Below are 16,728 nucleotides of genomic sequence, written 5' to 3' on the forward strand. Positions count from 1 at the left end.
CGTGGGCAGTGAAAACCGGTATGAATGGTGGACGGGCCGTGGTCGCCTGACCGTTCCGGGACGGATAGTCCCGGTCGCCTCCTCCACCCCGCGACCCTTCGAGCGACGACCGTCCGGTGCTCCGCTGCTCACTTCCGTGCCTGGCGGGATCGCACCGACGAACCGTGCTACGACGCCCCTGCAGGCGCGTAGACGACGGACCGTCGCCCCCGAAGGACGAGGTTTCGACGTCGGCTTCCGGGGTCCGACCCGGGCGGGCCGGACTCCCACGGCGTTCGGTCCCCGCTGATGACCATTTCGCGGGCGAGGGGCGGGGCCAAACCGCCCGACCTAGTCCATCTCTGCGTAGTCGGGTTTCACATAAGGGCCTTTCGTTAACCCGGGCGACGGGGGAAGACCTTAGGGTCGGGACGGCCGAGAGTGGTGTATGGGACTGGCGAACACGGCGAGCAAGGTGAGCAAGCTGACGGACCTCGCGGAGAAGCTCTACAAGCGCGTGGAGTCGATGCGCGAGCAGATACACGAGATGCGCGACACCGTGAGCGAGACGAACGAGCGCGTCGCCGACCTCGACGCCGAACTCGCCGAGCAGCGCGCGCTCCTCGAAGCCATCGCCGCCGAGAACGGCGTGGACACGGAGGCGGTGCTCGCCGACCTCGACGACGCGGACCTCGACGACGCGGACGCGTAAGCCTACTTCAGGCGGCCGTGTTCGACCTTCAGACAGCGGTCCTGCACGACGAGCAGGCCCCCCTCCTCCGCACGACGCGCCGCCTCGTCGTCCTCGATGCCGAGTTGCGTCCAGACGACCCGCACGTCCTCGCGCGCGAGCGCCTCCTCGACGATGCCCGCGACCTCCTCGCTCGGCCGGAAGACGTCCACGACATCGACGTCCTCCTCGACGTCCGCGAGCGAGTCGTACGCGCGCTCCCCGAGCACCTCGTCGACCGTCGGGTTCACCGGGACGATGCGATAGCCGTGCTCCTGCAGGTACTTCGGGATCTCGTGGGCGGCCTTCCCGGGCGTGCTCGAACAGCCGACGACCGCAATCGTCTCGTAGTCGAGTATCTCCGCGAGCGTCTCGTCGTCCTCGACGGGCATACGTGGGCGTTCGCACGCGGCGCCGAAAAACCTAGAGGCCCCGACCCCCACTCACGCGAACGCCCGTCCGACGACGAACGCCGCCGCCGCGAGCACCATCCCATACTTCAGGAGCCCCTGCGCGCGAGTCGGATCCGAGAACGCCAGATACGCCGCGTACGCCATCACGGCGTCCGCCGGCACGACGACTGCGAGGTAGGCGACACCGAACAGGTCGGTGACGTAGGGGAGCGGGCTCGCCAGCACCGCGAGCGCCAGCACGCCCGCCGCAACGAGGAGCGCGGGACGCTCGCCGACCGCAATCGGGAGCGTGTTCAACCCCTCCTCGCGGTCGCCCGCGACGTCCTCGACGTCCTTCACCACCTCGCGCGCGAACGTCGAGAGCGCCGCGAGCAACGCGAGCACCGCCCCCGCGAGCGGGCGGCCGACCGCCGCCGCGCCGAAGAGGAACGTGCTCCCGCCGAGGTACGCGACGACAGCGTTCCCCGCACCCGGCAGGCCCTTGAAGAGCTTCGTGTACGCGACGAGCGCGACGAGGTTCACCGCCGCAATCGCGACCGCGACCACCGGGAGGGAGAGCGCGAACACCACCGCCACCGCGAAGAGGGCGACGCTGAACGCGAGTGCCCCGCGCGGCGACACCGCGCCGCGCGGAATTGGGCGCTCAGGTGCGTTGATCCGGTCGATCTCACGGTCGAAGTAGTCGTTGATCGCGTTCCCCGCCGCCACCGCGAACACCGTCGCGAGCGCCGCCACCAGCGCGGCGCCCGCGAACGGCCGGCCCGCGACGTACGCCCCGATGAGCGTCAACACGCCCGAGAGGACCGCGTTCAGCGGTCGACAGAGGTCCAAGAGTCCGCGCGCCCGCTCGCCGAGAGACATTACCGCAGCGTCGTCGGCCCACCCGCATAAACGCCCGCATCTCGTGCACGCCGAATCGCGGGACTTAAGCGCCACCGCCCGGAACGAACATACGCGGGCGTTTAGCTCAGCTTGGACAGAGCACTTGGCTTCGGACCAAGACGCCGCGGGTTCAAATCCTGCAACGCCCACTCGCAAACCTCCAGAATCGACGCCAAACCGATTCTGGCGTATCAAGCCTTCTTCGACACCTTCACGGCGTTTTAGCTTCGTCCGAGAACGACGTATATTCTGATCCAAACAGGTTAGCTTGCGCGCCCCGTCGCCCTCTGGCGATTAGCTTTGCAAAGGCCGGCCCTTCCGTACTCGAGTCCGGCCAGAATCTCGTCGATTTCTGCTCGGCCAGCGCGAGCGCTGCGCCGCGAGCGCGGACGGTACTGCCCAGCGGTAGTTGCTCGGTCCTCGACCTCCCACCGCATCAGTCCCGACCGGAGGGAGGGACCCCTCGTCGGCGTCGCCTAGGAGGTGATTCTCGTGTCTGATGCCTCCCAAGGGCCGAGCGGTTCACCTGAACCGGGTGACCCCTATTCGCGCTCCTCCGCTGCCGAGTTCCGCGCGGAGATCGAGGCGCGGCTCACCGCCGACCTCGACGCTGACCAGCGGGCCTACAAGTGCCGGAACTGCTGGACGCCCTGCATCAACCCCGCTGAGTCGATTCTGTTCCGCGCGCGGGTCTGCCTCGACTGCTACGCGCGATACCTCTCGGGTGAGACGCGGTGAACGTCGCGTACACCTGCGGGACCTGCGACGCGTACATCGTCGAGTACGCTCGCGACCTCGCAGTCCACCCCGGTAGCTGTCCCATCTGCCGTACTGGCGACTCTCCTTCTGACCTCGACTTATGAGTACCGGGCAATCAACCGGCGGTGCGGCTTGGCCAGCCAACCGGACTAACTCTTCGTCATCGTGTAGAGCGCTTCAGACGGCAATTCAGCGATACGGTCTCAACGACTTCGAGGACGTTGACCCGACGCGTGACCTGCCTCACCCGGCTCACCGGCTCGCACAGATATGGGACGAGTACGGCGAGCGGTTGATGACGCCGCTGTCCGAGACGGACGGTCGGAAGCTCCGCTCCGAGGTCGTCAATGAGACGTGGGTTGAGTACCGCGTCGACGAACCCGGTCCGACCGGTGACACGTTCAACGTGAGCGAGGTCGAAGAACGGCGCGCTGTCACTTGGTTGGACGCGATTGCCGCGATGCTCGCGTGGTACGAACGGGCTCGAGGACGACAGGGACGACTCGCTCGCGGATACGCAGGCGAGTCCGACTACGAGGAGTTCCTGATCGAACTCGAAAACTCGTGGCAGCCGAGCTACTGCAAGCGCGAGGTCGCCCGCCTGAAAGCGCTCGAACGCGAGACGGTCGGCGGCCAGCGTCCGTCTGGCGGTGACGCGGAGCCCGAGTACGAGAATCCACACTCGGTGATCCTCACGCTTTCAGGTACCTCGATGCCGAACGGCGACCGAATCGGCCCGGCCGACCACGACCGCGAGATCGCGGACTCGTGGACCGATGGCGTCTATCGAACTCTCCACTATCAGCTGGACAAGCTCGGTGTGATCGACTACCTGTACCACAAGCAAGGAGAGCCACACCCCGGTGACGGCCCGAACGTCGGCTACGGCCACCATCACGTGATGCTGATGGTCGACGCTGCACCACTCGGTACCGGCGACCAGACGCGCCGTCTCGAATCCGCGTTCCGCGAGGTGATCGACAAGCACGTAGACGTGTGCGACCTCGCCGGCTCGAGCGCGCACGGTGACGGCGCGATCTCGGTACGGCGTGTCGGTGACGACGAAGAAATCGAGTCGTGGTCCGCGTACGCCGCTGAGTATATCGCCTCGGCGGAAGAGGACTTGCTCGAACGGTCGGACCAGTACATCATGTGGGCCGCGACCCAGTGGGCGACCGGCTCGCAGAAGGCGACGCGGTCGATGACGGCGAACAGCGCGATAGCTGCTGATTCCTGTAAACAGCGCCACGAGTCAGAACGGTCGAACCAGAACGTCGGCCACGGTGAGCGAATCGTTCGCTCGTCGCGGCGCGGCGTTGATTTCGAGTGTTCGTGTTGTGGCTCGCCCTGGCAGATTCCGCAGCACTACGATACGCTGACTGAGGCTCGTCGAGAAACCGGCGCTCGCGTGCTCGCGGCTGATGGGTCCGGCGACGGGCTCGAGGACGACGGCGAATCAGACCGATGGGACGCCGGGAGTGTCGGCGACCGGTGGCCGTCTGCGCGCGCGGCTGCTTCGGCGTCGACGAAAGTCGACCCCCATTACGGTACGTGCGTCGAGTTCGACTCGGTTACTCGCGCGCCGTCGTGGCGGATGGACGCCATCATCGAGTCCTCCGGCGAGGAGAAGCCCGCAACGGGCGGTGGCGTCGATATGCGCGCGCTGCGGATACCGACGCGCCCGAAGACTCGCGGCGAGATTGCCGCGTTCCTGGGTGACCCGGCGACGTACGTTGTGTGTCGGTGCGACGTGCTCGCTCGGTCGCTCGAGTCTTGGCGTGGCGACGATCTCCCAGACCACTGCGAGTGTGACGGTGACGAACTCCGGTTCGCGAACGCGGCCGAAGACTGGTCGCTCGGTTCACTCTCAGTAGACGAGTGGCTGTCCTTCCTTGATCCGGACCCGGTCGTCCGTGAGCTGTCCTTCGAGGAGCAGCGCGAACTCGACGACGCCCTCGACCGCGTTCGCCACCTCGCTGAAAACACGTCACTCTCGCCGATGGGTGTTGTCGCACAGTCTGGTGTGCCGCCAAAGCATCTAGAAACGGCCTTCAGCGAGATTGAGAATACTCGTTCAAAGACGTGAGTTTATCGGCCTTGACTACGGTTCGCTGCTATATGGACTCTGACAGTGGCACGAATCTTGGAGTGCTGTATGCTACACTCGTTATCATCATCGGAACGGTGGTAACGGAATGGCCCCCCGAGAGAATAGATGGGATACTTCTTGCCAGCGGTTTGCTTACTGCCGGAATTATGGCTCGAATCATTCTGCTCATCTGGAAAATTGATCCGCTGTTCCCTTCTCAAGACTAGCTATTCCCCCTCAAACCGGTATAAATACTCTTTCCTCCCCCTAGGCCCCACTCTAGTCGTCTAGTTGATAGGGTGCCAAAATGCGCGCGTATGTCGCAAGGCAAACAGCCGAGTTGGGACGACCTCGCTGAGGTCTCCTCCGGTAACGACGACGAAGAGTACGACGATGTTCTGAATCTCGACCCCGGCGACTCGGTGGTCGCTGAAGTGCGGGCCATCGAGCGCGACGCCGACCGGTACGGACGTGATCGCTTCCACCTGACTCGCGTCGATGGTGAGGAGCCTCGGTACGTCTCCTACTTCGCGAGTGCGTCCGTCACGCGCCCGCTCGACAACGCCGACGTCGGACCCGGTGATGTCGTCGGCATCAAGAAGGACGAAGACTCGTACACCTTCGAGGACGAGAACGGCGAGGAGCAGGAGGCGTACGGGTTCGAGGTCCGCGTTCGGGACGGTGGTGACTGATGGCGTACTCGTCCTCGAGCGGCTGGTCGGGTGTGATTCGCGCGTACAAGCGCATCAGCATCCTGACCTCCTTCGGCCTGCTCGTGTTCGCGCTCTGCGGGCTCGTGATGACCGGGCTCGCGCAGGATGCTATCGACCTCCTCACGCGGTACAAGTACCTGCCGTGGGGTGCGTCGATGGCTGCGCTCTGCCTGATTTTCTTCTCGAGCTCGACTCGCGACCCACGGTACTACCATCCGAGCGAGTGGTTCATCGTCGCCGGCGTGATGGGCCTGCTCGCTGCGTACGCCTTCCTCACTCCTGTGCAGGACATGATGGCGACGTACTCGCCGTGGTCGGACGGCGTCGTGCTTAGCCTGCAAATCGTCGTCGGTGCAATCGTCGCGAGATAGGTGGTGAGAAGCATGGAAACTGAACTTCAGAACATCGACGGACGTGTTATGTACGTCGCTGGTGCGCTGGCGTCGCTCGCTGGCGTCGCTATCGCTAACACGGGTGTTCTCCCGTGACGCCGCTGCTCGCCTGCGCGAGCGCGGGTCATGCGCTCGCTGGCTCGCTCCCGTTCCTCGTCGCCGCCGTCGTCGCGATCTTCGCGTTCGTCGCGCTCGCGGACCACCACTCTCGGGGTGATGGACGATGACGCGCTCGCTTCCCCGTCGCGTCGCCGCGCTCGCGCTCGTCGTGCTCATCGTCTCCTCGACGGCGGCCGCTCCCGTCGCCGGCGCGACGTCGTCCTCGACGAGCGCCATCGACTCGCCGACGGTCGCGCCGTCGGTCACGTCCGGGACGTGCTCGCAGCTCGCGATTACGGCGTCGTGGACCGCGTTCGGCATGACCAACGGCCAGTGGGCGCTCAACGCGTCCGACCTCGAAAACGACTGTCAGGCCTATCTCGGCTCGACGTCGAGCGAAGTCGAGAACGTCCGCGACGCGAAGACGAACCAGACGAAGGTCGACATCGCGCTCGCTGCGCAGGCCCAGCGCGCGCAGTTCGAGACGACCAAGACCGTCTTCAACAATCACCTCAACGACTCGCAGAGCGCCGCGTGGATGCGCGCCGAGGTTGCCGTCGCGAAAGCGTGGGCCAACAACTCCTCAAAGACAGAAGCACGAGCGGCCGCTCGCGAGGCAATCAAGGACTACTGGAGCGCCAAGCAGTACAACCTCCTGTCCTCGAAGCGCACTCAGATCAGCGTCGCATGGACGCTTAGACAGCGAGCGGTTAACGAGTCGGACGTCTCCAATGACCTGATTCAAACTGACCCCTACGGCTACCCGCTCATCGGCATCTTCAACGACACCTACCAACTACCTAATGGGTCTACCGTCACAACTCTCTCTCCGCAATATCGTAATGGCGGCGAGCAGGAGGCCTCCCTCTACCTGCACAAACGCGTGGTTAGCGGGACTGAGTTTGACGACTCGATTAATAAGGCGTTTGTCGTCCCGTCGACCTCTCAAACTCCTCAGACTGTACTCTACGATAACCAGTGGTACCGGACACAATACGACCGCATCAATCAGCTCTCCGAGCAACAGCTCAACACCTCCTACGACTGGATCGACGGCATGTGGCCCGCCCTCGAAAACGGCACCGTCACGCCCTCCGAAATCACCAGTCGCACCACCGACCTCTACCGTACTAGTCCCGACTCGGACGGGAACGTGAACCTCTACGACGCCGTCGCGGCCCTCTCCGGCATGGGCCTCGCTGCGCCCGACATGGACGGCCTCGGGACGATGGAGGTCCGCCACAACACCACGACCGACTACGGCCTCCTACTCGCCGATGAAGCGCCCGGCGGCGCGTGGCAGTCCAACACGACCTACGCCGTCGGCGGCTCGAACACCTCGGCGGTGAACGTCTCCGCGCCGGTCTACCTCGCAACCACCGACGGCCGACATCTCTCCCTCAAGGGCGAGTTCAAGATCGGCAACATCACGTCGATGGACGGAGCGAGCGTCGCGAACGTCTCGGCGACCAAAACCACCTACCAGACGAGCAACACCACCGAGTACGTCGCGAAGATGGAGGCGTTGCTGAATCAGTCGAAGGCCATCAACGCCAGACTCGCCGCCGGCGGCTCCGGTAGTGGCTCCGGTTCCGGCTCGGGGGATAGTGGACCGCTCATCATCGTGGGGCTCGCGGTGGTCGCGATTGGCGCGGCGGCGGTCATGCAGAGGGACTAGCGATGGCGCGCCCGCTGCTCTCCCTCGTGCTCGTCTTCGTCGGCCTGCTCCTGCTCGGCTGGGCGCTCGGTGACGTCACCGGCTGGTGGTCGATGCAGGCTATCGTCGGCGACGCGATCTCCCAGACCGTCGGCGGGTTCGTCGACGCCATCGCCGACGGCGCGCAGGGCCTCGTCGATTGGTTCTTCACCCGCCTCGGCGACGCCCTCAACCCGGTCTAACGACCGGTAGCCGCTCGTGGTCGGCACCTGCGTCGGTTCGATTCCGGCGGCGGCTCTATGAGACGCTTCCTGCTGGTCGTCTTGCTCGTGACCGTCACGGTCACCGGCTCGGTAGCTGCAGCACCGAATGGGACGAACGCCTCGACGAACGGTTCGGCTCCAACGAACTCGTCGGCGTCCTCGTCGAACACGACTGTCGTGACCGGTGGTCCGGTTCCGATTGACGGCGTCGCGACGATTACCGGCTGGGCGTACTCCGACGGCGTCATGCGCGTCTCTTTGGAAGTCTCGCAATACCACGCTATCACGCTCTCCGGGTCTGCCGAACGCTCGGGTCGCGTCGCGCATACCGCGTTTCGGCGCGTGGTTCTACAGCGTGGTGAGACGACGACTGTTACCGTTCCTGCTGACCGTCTCGATGGGCGTGCATCCGTTGGTGTGACGACGGGCGCGTGCATCGAGTCGGGGAGCTGTCCGACCGTCTACTCGCGTGAGGATTCGTCGGGTTCACTCCTGCCCGGGACGCCGTCTAACGGCGACTGGATCGTGACGTTTGGTGCTGCGGCGCTCGCGGCGCTCCTCGGTGCGCTCGCTGCTGGCCTCGGCTACAAGCGGTACATCGGAGGTCGCCGCCATGTCTTCTGAGGAGACGGCCCGTGCCGAGTCCTCCTCGACGTGGCGCTCGAGTCTGACCGACGTACTGCGCGTCGCCGCGCTCCCCATCGCCATCGGTGTCGTCGGTCTGCTCGCTGTCGTCGTCGTGTGGGTCGCTGACGTTCCCTCTCGAGCGCTCGCGCTCTCCACGCTCGTCATGTCCGGGTTCGTGCCGTACGTCGCGACGCTCGTCTTCCTCTGCCTGTTCGTCCTCGCAGGGAAGACCTCGCGGCCCGTGTTGTACGTCGATGGTGATGGTCAAGAGGTCGGACTCGAACTCTGGAGCCCGTCGTTCTTCAGTACCGCTGAGACCGATGGCTCGCTCGACCGTCGTCACTCCACTCGCGACGGCCGGACGGTGCATATCGCCGAAGGCCTCCGTACCGAGTCGCGCGACCGCGTCCAAGACGACGGCTCGGTGTCGCCCGAGAAAGTCGTCGTGCTCGAAGGGACGTGGTCGGGTGCGGTGAGCTACTACCAGTTCCTCGAGGACAAGAGCGTGCTCGACCAGCAGCGCGACGAGATGGTGCCGCTCGTCCAGTCCGCTCTGCAGACGCGCGCGTCCGCGGACTCGAAGGTCGTTCGGAACTCCGTCTCTATCGGTCGGTCGCTGATCGCCGGTGCCGAGGCCGACGAGTTCGCGGTCGGGCTCGAGGACATGGCGAATCTCGACCTCGGTGTTCGCGACGACCTCACCTCGCTCGACGATCTTGCTGACGGTGCGCCGTCGACCGATTCGACGCGCCCACTCGAGCAACTGAGAGAGAACGGTGATCTCGACCTCTCGCTCGACCTCGACGACGATCTCGGTGGCGACGTTGATGGAGGTGTCGACGATGGACGGTAATGCCGACGGCGTTACTGCGGCCGAGTTCCGCGAGGTTTCCGAGGGAAAGCTCACGTCGAATCGTCGAACGCTCCCGCTCGCTCCCTTCCTCCAGGGCGAACCGCTGAAGCGGTACGTCTGGTACAAGCAACACTACTCGCAGATTCGCGAGTACCATGCGAACGTGGACGACGACGTGGACGTGCATCTCCCGCCGACGTTCGAGGACACTCGGTACTGTAAGCGGTTGATCGAGCGGTACGGTTCGGAACTCGCGACGTGGGCCGTCCGCGAGGGCCACCTCGCGACGCTGAACTACCTCTCTGGACTCACGTCTCGCGAGACGGACGTGTCCTCGCTGCAGGCGTTCGTGCGTGTCGTCGAGCGGATGCGGACGGACGGCTACCTCGGGCAGTTCGTCGGTGACACTGACGGCGGGAAGACGATGACTGCGCTCGCGATGGCCGAGCTCGGGCTCCGGGACGATGACGAGCTCGTGCTCGCGACGAACGTGACCTCGCTCGTCTGGCAAGACGACTGGCTCCAGGAGCGGACCGAGTTCGTCGAGTCGAAGAGCGAACTGCGCGCTGTCCTCGAGGAGCACGAGAAGACCATCGTGGTCCTCGACGAACTCTCGACCGTCCTCGACGGGCAGACGAACAGCTATGCCGCGAACGAGCAGATGTACCCGCTGATCACCGGGAAGGCGAAGGACGGTGCGCGCTACATCCTGATCGGCCACCGGAAGGACGGCAAGGACATCATCAAGTCCGTCCGCGAGCACGCCGACGACTTCATCGTTCAACACCGCGAGCGGCGGCGCGGCGACGACGATGTCTACTCCGCTGAGTTCTTCGACCGACTCGACGACGACGCCGGCGCTGTCGATCTCAAGTTTCCCCTCGGCCACGTGCCCCCGATCACCGGTACCTACGAGCCCGACGAGAAATCGACGTTCGACCTCGAAGCCTGACGTGCCGGGACACTCCTGCTCGCCCACTCGCTTCCGCGCGAGCGTCCGCGCCCGCGGCCCTCAACGGGCCCCGGCACGGGCGCGATGCGCTCCTCTATCTACTGCAACCCTCTATCCACCGTCAGGTGGTGCGGTCATATTGGTATGCGGACAAGCGTACGCGGCGGCGGTCTTTGCCCCCTCCCATGGGGGTAAACATCATTGCCGCGTTTCTGCTGTCGCTGAGAGCGATGAAATAGACTTTTGACCAATTGTTAGATAGATTCTATTTATATTTAACACCGATTCGGAACCCAATCTGAATAAAGAAGCCGTGCTGCCGGCTAGTGGCAATTAATGCGGCGGTGAGCTTCAGGTATATCAATCACCGCCTTTCGTCTCATCTTATTCGTCACTGTCCGGAACGGTCGATTCGTTGATTGATAGTCTGACCTCCACTTGGTTAAATAACTGTTGGTGGTCGTCTTCAGAATCGAAGTGGACAAGTAAGTAGTTGTAATCGACTTTCTTTACAATTCCAATGTACTCTTCATCTGGCTCAACTTCAAAGGTCCCATTCTCTGATGGCTCTTTTTCGAGCGTGCCATCACCCAGGGTGATTTCATCTCCTTCACTAGGAATCGGTGGGGCCTCACGCTCGGTAAATAATGAGAGACGTGAGCCGTCTTCATCATCAAGGAAGACGAGGTTCGTGTAGTTCGGAAGCGTGGTAACCTCAGGGTTGTGTTCAATTGGCATTGTTATGCCGGGTGCCCATTTTGCGGCATATCAGCTGATTGATCGTCAGCTAATTTATGGGCTAACTTCTCAGCTAACGATTCTTGGCTTTCAGTCATCTCATCCTCGTGAGAGTCACGTTGGATGGAAACCGTCCGATGTGAGGAACTGTTGTTGATGATTTGCTCATCGTGTTCCAACAGCTTGTGTTGCGTATCCGCGAGAATTTTGGTGACTGGGTTGTCCTTGTTCAGCTTGTAATGCTGACTCCCGTCATACTTTCCCGTTTCCTCAATGAGATCTAGTTCCAGTAGCTCCTCCACATTTCGGGTAAACGTTGATCTGGCAATCCCACTGAGGCGGGTTACATCAGCGGCAGTAAGCTCCGTGTAGTGCTTACCAAGGAACACGTCAAGGATTTTAGCTCTTCCCTCATGTCCGAGCACCCGGACTAGCGGTGAATCTTCACCATACGTCCCCTTTGCGCTCCGGGCAGGCTCTTGCACCATGGTTGACTCCAAACCCGCCAGCTATTTAGTAATTTCCACCGATGCAAATGGATTTGCAGGGGTGGAAATCGTTAGAGTGGGCGTAAGCTTAAGCGACTGGGAATTAACCATGGGCTAAGTGCGGGGGAAGAATCCATATGACGAAACGGTTGTCGCGATTGATCTCCTAGAGCGGCTGGGCCCAAAATTCAGGGAACAAAACAAAGTCTCACTCTCCACAATTAAATCGTGGTGTGCGGATAGCGAAGACGTTGAACAGATAATTGAGAAGTACATAATTACAGGTCCTGTTGAGTACTGTACAAGCAGGGAAGAATATCTACAGTCTGATGACCCAGATGCAGTTCTAGAACACGCCAGTAGTTTGGACGACGACCCTCCCTGGTACAAATCATAGGTTTAGATGGTGTGATTCTTTTCGGTCCACCATATGTGCAGTACGATCATTCGTCAGTAGTATCGTTTGTTCACTCCGTGGCGATAGTAAAACATATTTCTTCAGTGGCGGTCCTTGCTCCCCGCCGGAGGTAAACACGTCGACGGGTTTCCGGTTACGCGAACTCTAAGTTCGAGTGCTTGTACGTGTAGAGTTTGATGTCCTGGTCGTCGCAGTACGACGCCAGTTTCGCCGGGTGAATCGTCTCCCAGTCGCCCGGTCCGTCCTCGAGGTGACTCGGGAACGCGACGTTGACCGCTTCCTCCTCCATCGTGTTTCCGTAGATGCTCGCCTCCGTCTCCGGTGGGAGGACCTCGACGACGACGGCGGGATCGCCGCGATGGCCTTCGACCTTCTTGACGCGGTCACCCGGCCCGAACGGGTTCTCCGGCATCTGGTTCAGGTGCGCGGTGTTCGGCCCGAGGTCGATGAGTTCGTTCATCGGGCTCGCCGCGATGGGCTCGAGCTTTGCCGGTGTCTCGCCCGTGTACTTCTCCTCCATCTCGACTTTCGTCGTGATGCTGTGTACCCACTCCCAGCCGAGCAGGATCAGGGCGTCCTCGTTGTCCCGGTGCCACGCCATCACGATGATGTCGTCCTCGTCGTCGTTCTCCGCGAGCGCCTGCGGTGTGAACGCCGAGATGTCGCGCGAGGTCTTCACGTCCACCTCGTAGCCGAATATCTCGAAGTCGTACCCCGAGAAGCTCTCCGGGTTACAGCGACGAATCGCCTCCTCGTTCTCCCACGTCCACATCTCCGCCGGAAGGTACTCGCGACAGAAGCGCTCGAAGGCGATCTCCCCGAGGTTGCCGATTCGCTTCTGCTTCAGCTCCTCTCCTTCGCACCCCTGTAGAAGTGCTTGGTGGTGCGCGCGTTCACTATCAATCTCGTCGGGTTCGAATCGGTACATGTTATTTGAGTACGTAGCCGGGTCTCGCTGGGGACGGTTCAGGATACAGACAGTCGGCACGGACGCGTCCCTCCAGGTACCGCTGTCCCCAAATCGTGAGTTCGTAATTCTCGTAGTTCGGCCCCGGCTTGACGTATCCTGCTTGGGCCAGTGTCCGGAGACGGTTTCGGAGGACCAATTTCGGTATCTGCTCTGGGAGTGCCTTCGATACTTCTGCGGCTGTTCCAGTATCGTGTTCGTTGAGGTATTCTAAGAGGCGGTCGTCCCAGAGCCGTTGCCAGTCTCCGGTGTGCCGCATCATGTTAGACCGAATCTGCCCCCTTGTTGCTCACACCAGTGTTGTCGGCAGAATCGGATGTATACGCGCCTGCGGCTGCGTCGTATTCCTCTTCGAGGTATGCCTCTCCCTCGTCCGTGATCTCGTGAACTCCGTTCTCTATCTCTCGAACGAGATGGTGGTCTTTGAGCTTCCCCAGCCGGTCCGAAATCTGTCCGCGAGAGATATCAAAATATCCGCTGTTCTTCATCGTAGTGGCTCCAGCGGGCCCGTTCTCACGGAGGTACTCTAGGATTCGGTCGTCCCAGACACTCTGCCACTTACCAGATTTCCGCATTGCGCGTATTTCAGTCCTCCATTTGAAAGAGATGAGCGAATATCAGTTATAGCTACACTATGTGTGTATTCAATCAGTCCGTAGATTTATCTACAGCCGGGCTGTTGTTGGTGAGTATGAACCCGAGCCTAGGTGGTCCGCGTGAGTGACCTGAAACCGATTCCGCCGGAGAAGGCCGTGGAACTCCACCTCGAGGCGATGAAGCAGGACTCTGCGGAGTGGACGCGGATGTCGCACGAGAGTCACCTCCGTGCGTTCGTCGAGTGGTGTCGCGAGCACGGCGGGATCGACGACATGACCGAACTCGACGGGCGCGACCTCTACGAGTTCCGCATGTGGCGTCGGAACGGCGGCTACTCGAAGGGGAAGGACGGCGAGATCGCACCGAAGACCGTCCACTCGGTACTGACGACGGTGCGCTCGTTCCTCCGGTTCTGCGCGCAGATCGAGGCAGTCCCCGAGGACCTGTACGAGAAAGTGCCGCTACCGAACCTCTCGACGGCGGACGAAGTGAGCGATTCGACGATTTCGCCCGACCGAGTGCCGCCCATCATCGAGTACCTGCGTCGCTACGAGTACGCGAGTCGCGACCACGTGATCTGGATGCTCGTCTGGCATACGGGCGCGCGGCTCGGTGCCGTTCGCGCGCTCGACCTGCACGACTGCGAGCTCGAGGGCGAGAAGCCCGGCCTCGATTTCGTTCATCGGCCGAGTACCGGGACGCCGCTGAAGAACGACGAGGACGGCGAGCGGTTCAACCGAATCAGTCGCGACGTCGCGCAGACGCTCCGGGACTACATCGACGGTCCTCGGAAGAACGTCCAAGACGACGCCGGTCGGACGCCGCTGGTGACGACGAAGTACGGCCGCGTCTCGCACACGACGGTGCGAAACGCGTTCTATCGGTGGTCCCGTCCCTGCAAGGTCGGTGTCGTCTGTCCGCACGACAAGGAGCCGGACACCTGCGAGTACGCCCGTGACGACGGGATGACGAGCTGTCCGTCGTCGCGCTCGACGCACGACGTTCGGAAGGCGCGCGTGACGAAGTACCGCGACGACGGCGTTCCCCGTGGTGTCGTCTCCGACCGCCTCGACACCTCCGAGTCGATGATCGACAAGCACTACGACCGCGCGTCGAAGCGCGAGAAGGCTGACCGCCGGTGGGAGTTCCTATGACCGCCACCTGCCCGAACTGCGGAAGCGAGCACGTGCACGAGTCGGTGACTACGGAGAAAGACGCCGCCTGGTGTGGTGACTGTGGACTGAGGTGGACGCGATGACCGTAGAAACTTCTCGCGGCCGGGCGAGCGGCCGCTCCGGTTTCAGAGACCTGCAACGCCCATCAGTTCTGTCGAGCGAAGCGAGACCGACGGTCGTCGCTCAGGGCTTGAGCTACGGGAGTCGCGGCGCCGAGAGTCTCGGATAGCCCCTACCCGTCCATCCGTTCGGCACGAAGGACCAGTTCGCCCTTTTCGGTCACGCTGTAGACGACTCAGCGACCGTCTCCCTCGGACTCGATGCCCGTCCGGTACTACCTCGTGACGGTGTTCGTGGACCGTGACGACCCCGCACCGGGGCGATTTCGGAGCCGTGGCTCGGCTCTTCGGAGAGGAGGCGTATGGTTCGCGGCTTCGGCTTCGCCAGAGCGACTCCCACGTCTGGGGGTGTCTCAGTACGTGGGTGTGTTAGCTAGGGGGTGGCACTCCCTCTGCGTGGGTCCCGAGGTGTTCGGTCGTCGGGAACCGAATCGGAAAACACACAAAGCCACCTACGGAGAAGTAACTAACGCGATGAAGGTCCATACGGGGAGTCTCTATGTCTGACGAGATGGGCGATATCTCTTTTCGAGCGAACAAGCGCCTGCCGATTCACTCGTGGTTCGGGTACGTCGCGGGATACGACGCGGCGTTCGTTCGGAGCGTCATCGAGGAGTACGTCGGCGACCAGCCCGACGCCACCGTCTTCGACCCGTACACGGGAAGCGGGACGACGCTCGTGGAGGCAATCGACGCGGGTCGGGACGCTATCGGGACCGAGATAAACCCGTTCATGGCGTTCGTCGCCCGCAACAAGACCAGTTGGGACACGTACCCGTCGAACCTCGAAACGAAGGCGAGGGAGTTCCTCTCCGAGGTGAAGCCACAGGTTCTCTCGGCGTTCCCGAACACGACGCTCGACTCGTTCGGCCGTGGCGACGCCGGGGATGTCGCGATTCGAGCGAAGGCGGAGGTGCCGGGGCTGGCCAACATCGAGAACTGGTACACGGACGACGTCCTCGACCAGCTCCGTATCCTCAAGGGCAACATCATGCAGATCGAGGATGCGGGCTTCAAGAACCTCTGCCTGCTCGCGTTCGCGGCCATCCTCGTCGACGTCTCGAACGGTGGCTACGACCCGTCGCTGGGCTACCGGCGCGACTCCGACGGGGAGATAATCGAGAACCACGCGAACTGCGCTCGCGCCTTCGAGGAGCAACTCACCGAGTTCGTCACGGATATCGAGGAGATGGTGGGTAACCGGGAGGAACCGCACGGTCAAGCGCTCGTTCTGAACAGCGACGGCGAAGAGTTTCCCGGACTGGCGGACGAGTGTGTCGACCTGCTCGTCACCTCGCCGCCGTACTGTAACAACATGAACTACGTGCGTCAGACCCGCCCGCATCTCTACTGGCTCGACTACTGGGCCGACCGCTCCCGGCGGAAGTTCGAGGACAACATGATGGGGTCGTACTGGCAGATCGTCCGAAACGAGGAGATCGACATGCAGTACCCCACGGACACCCTCGAGGCGGTCACGGACGAGATCCGTCGGCAGGAACCCGAGCGCGAGGAACTCGGTGGCCCCGGTTGGGCACGCTACGTCGTCCGGTACTTCAACGACACGGGGAACGCCCTGCAGCAACACTATCGGTTGCTCACGCCGGACTCTTATGCGGTGTACGTCGTCGGCAACAGCGTCATCAAGGGAGTCAATACGCCCGTGGGGGACATCCTCGCGGAGATGGTGGACGAGCATTTCGACTTCGAGGTCGTCGAGTCGCCCGTCCACTCCACGAACAAGCGCAAGTCCTCCTCGCTTCGCACCGAAGACCTCGAAGATATCGTCGTCACGATTCACAAGCCCACGGAGTGATC

General features: G+C 62.5%; 20 protein-coding genes, 1 tRNA gene, 1 other RNA gene and 1 pseudogene. 15 read left to right on the top strand and 8 right to left on the bottom strand.

Annotated elements, in window-relative coordinates; all coding sequences use genetic code 11:
* Positions 1 to 25: 25 nt before the first annotated feature.
* Positions 26 to 341, bottom strand: an RNA gene (gene ffs / locus EFA46_RS07365) — signal recognition particle sRNA.
* An 86-nt stretch (positions 342 to 427) separates the two neighbouring features.
* On the opposite strand from ffs, the gene EFA46_RS07370 reads away from it, so the two are divergent.
* A complete protein-coding gene (locus EFA46_RS07370) occupies positions 428 to 691 on the top strand; it encodes a DUF5798 family protein (protein ID WP_123077105.1) in 264 nt (87 codons plus the stop codon).
* A 2-nt stretch (positions 692 to 693) separates the two neighbouring features.
* On the opposite strand, the gene EFA46_RS07375 is transcribed toward EFA46_RS07370, so the two are convergent.
* Together EFA46_RS07375 and EFA46_RS07380 are read right to left on the bottom strand one after the other, a co-directional pair.
* Positions 694 to 1,101 (bottom strand): CoA-binding protein, encoded by a 408-nt coding sequence (locus EFA46_RS07375; protein ID WP_123077103.1) that lies wholly within the window; start codon positions 1,099 to 1,101, stop codon positions 694 to 696.
* 51 nt (positions 1,102 to 1,152) lie between these two features.
* Entirely contained in the window at positions 1,153 to 1,983 is an 831-nt protein-coding gene (locus tag EFA46_RS07380; RefSeq protein WP_123077101.1) for a geranylgeranylglycerol-phosphate geranylgeranyltransferase, read from the bottom strand.
* Positions 1,984 to 2,078: 95 nt separating this feature from the next.
* Between EFA46_RS07380 and EFA46_RS07385 the strand changes: the two genes are divergently transcribed.
* From EFA46_RS07385 to EFA46_RS07415, 8 genes are all read left to right on the top strand, one after another.
* Positions 2,079 to 2,153: transfer RNA gene (locus EFA46_RS07385), tRNA-Arg, on the top strand.
* A gap of 343 nt (positions 2,154 to 2,496) precedes the next feature.
* Positions 2,497 to 2,742, top strand: a complete 246-nt coding sequence (locus tag EFA46_RS07390) for a hypothetical protein (RefSeq protein WP_148040691.1) — start codon at positions 2,497 to 2,499, stop codon at positions 2,740 to 2,742.
* A gap of 121 nt (positions 2,743 to 2,863) precedes the next feature.
* Entirely contained in the window at positions 2,864 to 4,849 is a 1,986-nt protein-coding gene (locus EFA46_RS07395; protein ID WP_123077099.1) for a hypothetical protein, read from the top strand.
* A 320-nt stretch (positions 4,850 to 5,169) separates the two neighbouring features.
* The gene (locus EFA46_RS07400; RefSeq protein WP_123077097.1) at positions 5,170 to 5,544 is read left to right on the top strand and encodes a hypothetical protein; all 375 of its coding nucleotides are present in this window, start codon (positions 5,170 to 5,172) and stop codon (positions 5,542 to 5,544) included.
* The gene (locus tag EFA46_RS07405; RefSeq protein ID WP_123077095.1) at positions 5,544 to 5,936 is read left to right on the top strand and encodes a hypothetical protein; all 393 of its coding nucleotides are present in this window, start codon (positions 5,544 to 5,546) and stop codon (positions 5,934 to 5,936) included. The genes EFA46_RS07400 and EFA46_RS07405 overlap by 1 nt, the downstream gene beginning before the upstream one ends.
* A 113-nt stretch (positions 5,937 to 6,049) precedes the next feature.
* The gene (locus tag EFA46_RS16190) at positions 6,050 to 6,184 is read left to right on the top strand and encodes a hypothetical protein (protein WP_255494040.1); all 135 of its coding nucleotides are present in this window, start codon (positions 6,050 to 6,052) and stop codon (positions 6,182 to 6,184) included.
* Positions 6,181 to 7,734, top strand: a complete 1,554-nt coding sequence (locus tag EFA46_RS07410) for a hypothetical protein (protein WP_123077093.1) — start codon at positions 6,181 to 6,183, stop codon at positions 7,732 to 7,734. Before EFA46_RS16190 ends, EFA46_RS07410 begins: the two co-directional genes overlap by 4 nt.
* 2 nt (positions 7,735 to 7,736) lie before the next feature.
* Positions 7,737 to 7,955 (top strand): hypothetical protein, encoded by a 219-nt coding sequence (locus tag EFA46_RS07415; RefSeq protein WP_123077091.1) that lies wholly within the window; start codon positions 7,737 to 7,739, stop codon positions 7,953 to 7,955.
* Here EFA46_RS07415 and EFA46_RS07420 read toward each other — a convergent pair.
* Positions 7,952 to 8,224: a hypothetical protein gene (locus tag EFA46_RS07420; RefSeq protein WP_148040690.1), complete on the bottom strand. Its 273-nt coding sequence runs from the start codon at positions 8,222 to 8,224 to the stop codon at positions 7,952 to 7,954. The genes EFA46_RS07415 and EFA46_RS07420 overlap by 4 nt on opposite strands.
* Before the next feature lie 169 nt (positions 8,225 to 8,393).
* On the opposite strand from EFA46_RS07420, the gene EFA46_RS07425 reads away from it, so the two are divergent.
* The 3 genes from EFA46_RS07425 to EFA46_RS07435 are packed head-to-tail and all read left to right on the top strand — an operon-like array spanning position 8,394 to position 10,408.
* Entirely contained in the window at positions 8,394 to 8,600 is a 207-nt protein-coding gene (locus EFA46_RS07425; protein WP_148040689.1) for a hypothetical protein, read from the top strand.
* Positions 8,590 to 9,456 (top strand): hypothetical protein, encoded by an 867-nt coding sequence (locus EFA46_RS07430; RefSeq protein ID WP_123077089.1) that lies wholly within the window; start codon positions 8,590 to 8,592, stop codon positions 9,454 to 9,456. The genes EFA46_RS07425 and EFA46_RS07430 overlap by 11 nt, the downstream gene beginning before the upstream one ends.
* A complete protein-coding gene (locus EFA46_RS07435; protein WP_123077087.1) occupies positions 9,446 to 10,408 on the top strand; it encodes an ATP-binding protein in 963 nt (320 codons plus the stop codon). Before EFA46_RS07430 ends, EFA46_RS07435 begins: the two co-directional genes overlap by 11 nt.
* Positions 10,409 to 10,792: 384 nt before the next feature.
* On the opposite strand, the gene EFA46_RS07440 is transcribed toward EFA46_RS07435, so the two are convergent.
* Both EFA46_RS07440 and EFA46_RS07445 read right to left on the bottom strand, forming a co-directional pair.
* A complete protein-coding gene (locus tag EFA46_RS07440; protein ID WP_148040688.1) occupies positions 10,793 to 11,146 on the bottom strand; it encodes a hypothetical protein in 354 nt (117 codons plus the stop codon).
* A gap of 2 nt (positions 11,147 to 11,148) precedes the next feature.
* Positions 11,149 to 11,634 (bottom strand): hypothetical protein, encoded by a 486-nt coding sequence (locus EFA46_RS07445; protein ID WP_148040687.1) that lies wholly within the window; start codon positions 11,632 to 11,634, stop codon positions 11,149 to 11,151.
* Between the two features lie 118 nt (positions 11,635 to 11,752).
* Between EFA46_RS07445 and EFA46_RS07450 the strand changes: the two genes are divergently transcribed.
* Complete coding sequence (locus EFA46_RS07450) at positions 11,753 to 12,031, top strand: hypothetical protein (RefSeq protein WP_148040686.1); 279 nt, start codon at positions 11,753 to 11,755, stop codon at positions 12,029 to 12,031.
* Positions 12,032 to 12,188: 157 nt separating this feature from the next.
* Here EFA46_RS07450 and EFA46_RS07455 read toward each other — a convergent pair.
* A pseudogene (locus EFA46_RS07455) lies at positions 12,189 to 12,980 on the bottom strand (hypothetical protein); the annotation flags it as partial.
* Positions 12,981 to 13,282: 302 nt separating this feature from the next.
* Positions 13,283 to 13,507, bottom strand: a complete 225-nt coding sequence (locus tag EFA46_RS07460) for an ArsR family transcriptional regulator (RefSeq protein ID WP_176969845.1) — start codon at positions 13,505 to 13,507, stop codon at positions 13,283 to 13,285.
* Positions 13,508 to 13,735: 228 nt separating this feature from the next.
* Here EFA46_RS07460 and EFA46_RS07465 point away from each other — a divergent pair, with 228 nt between their 5' ends.
* Together EFA46_RS07465 and EFA46_RS07470 are read left to right on the top strand one after the other, a co-directional pair.
* Complete coding sequence (locus EFA46_RS07465; RefSeq protein WP_158604266.1) at positions 13,736 to 14,770, top strand: site-specific integrase; 1,035 nt, start codon at positions 13,736 to 13,738, stop codon at positions 14,768 to 14,770.
* Positions 14,771 to 15,409: 639 nt separating this feature from the next.
* On the top strand, positions 15,410 to 16,726 hold the full coding sequence (locus EFA46_RS07470) for a DNA methyltransferase (RefSeq protein WP_123077081.1): 1,317 nt from the start codon (positions 15,410 to 15,412) through the stop codon (positions 16,724 to 16,726).
* The last annotated feature ends 2 nt before the right edge of the window (positions 16,727 to 16,728 follow it).

The sequence above is a fragment of the Halarchaeum sp. CBA1220 genome, assembly GCF_003721175.2.
GTDB classification, from domain to species: Archaea; Halobacteriota; Halobacteria; order Halobacteriales; family Halobacteriaceae; genus Halarchaeum; species Halarchaeum grantii.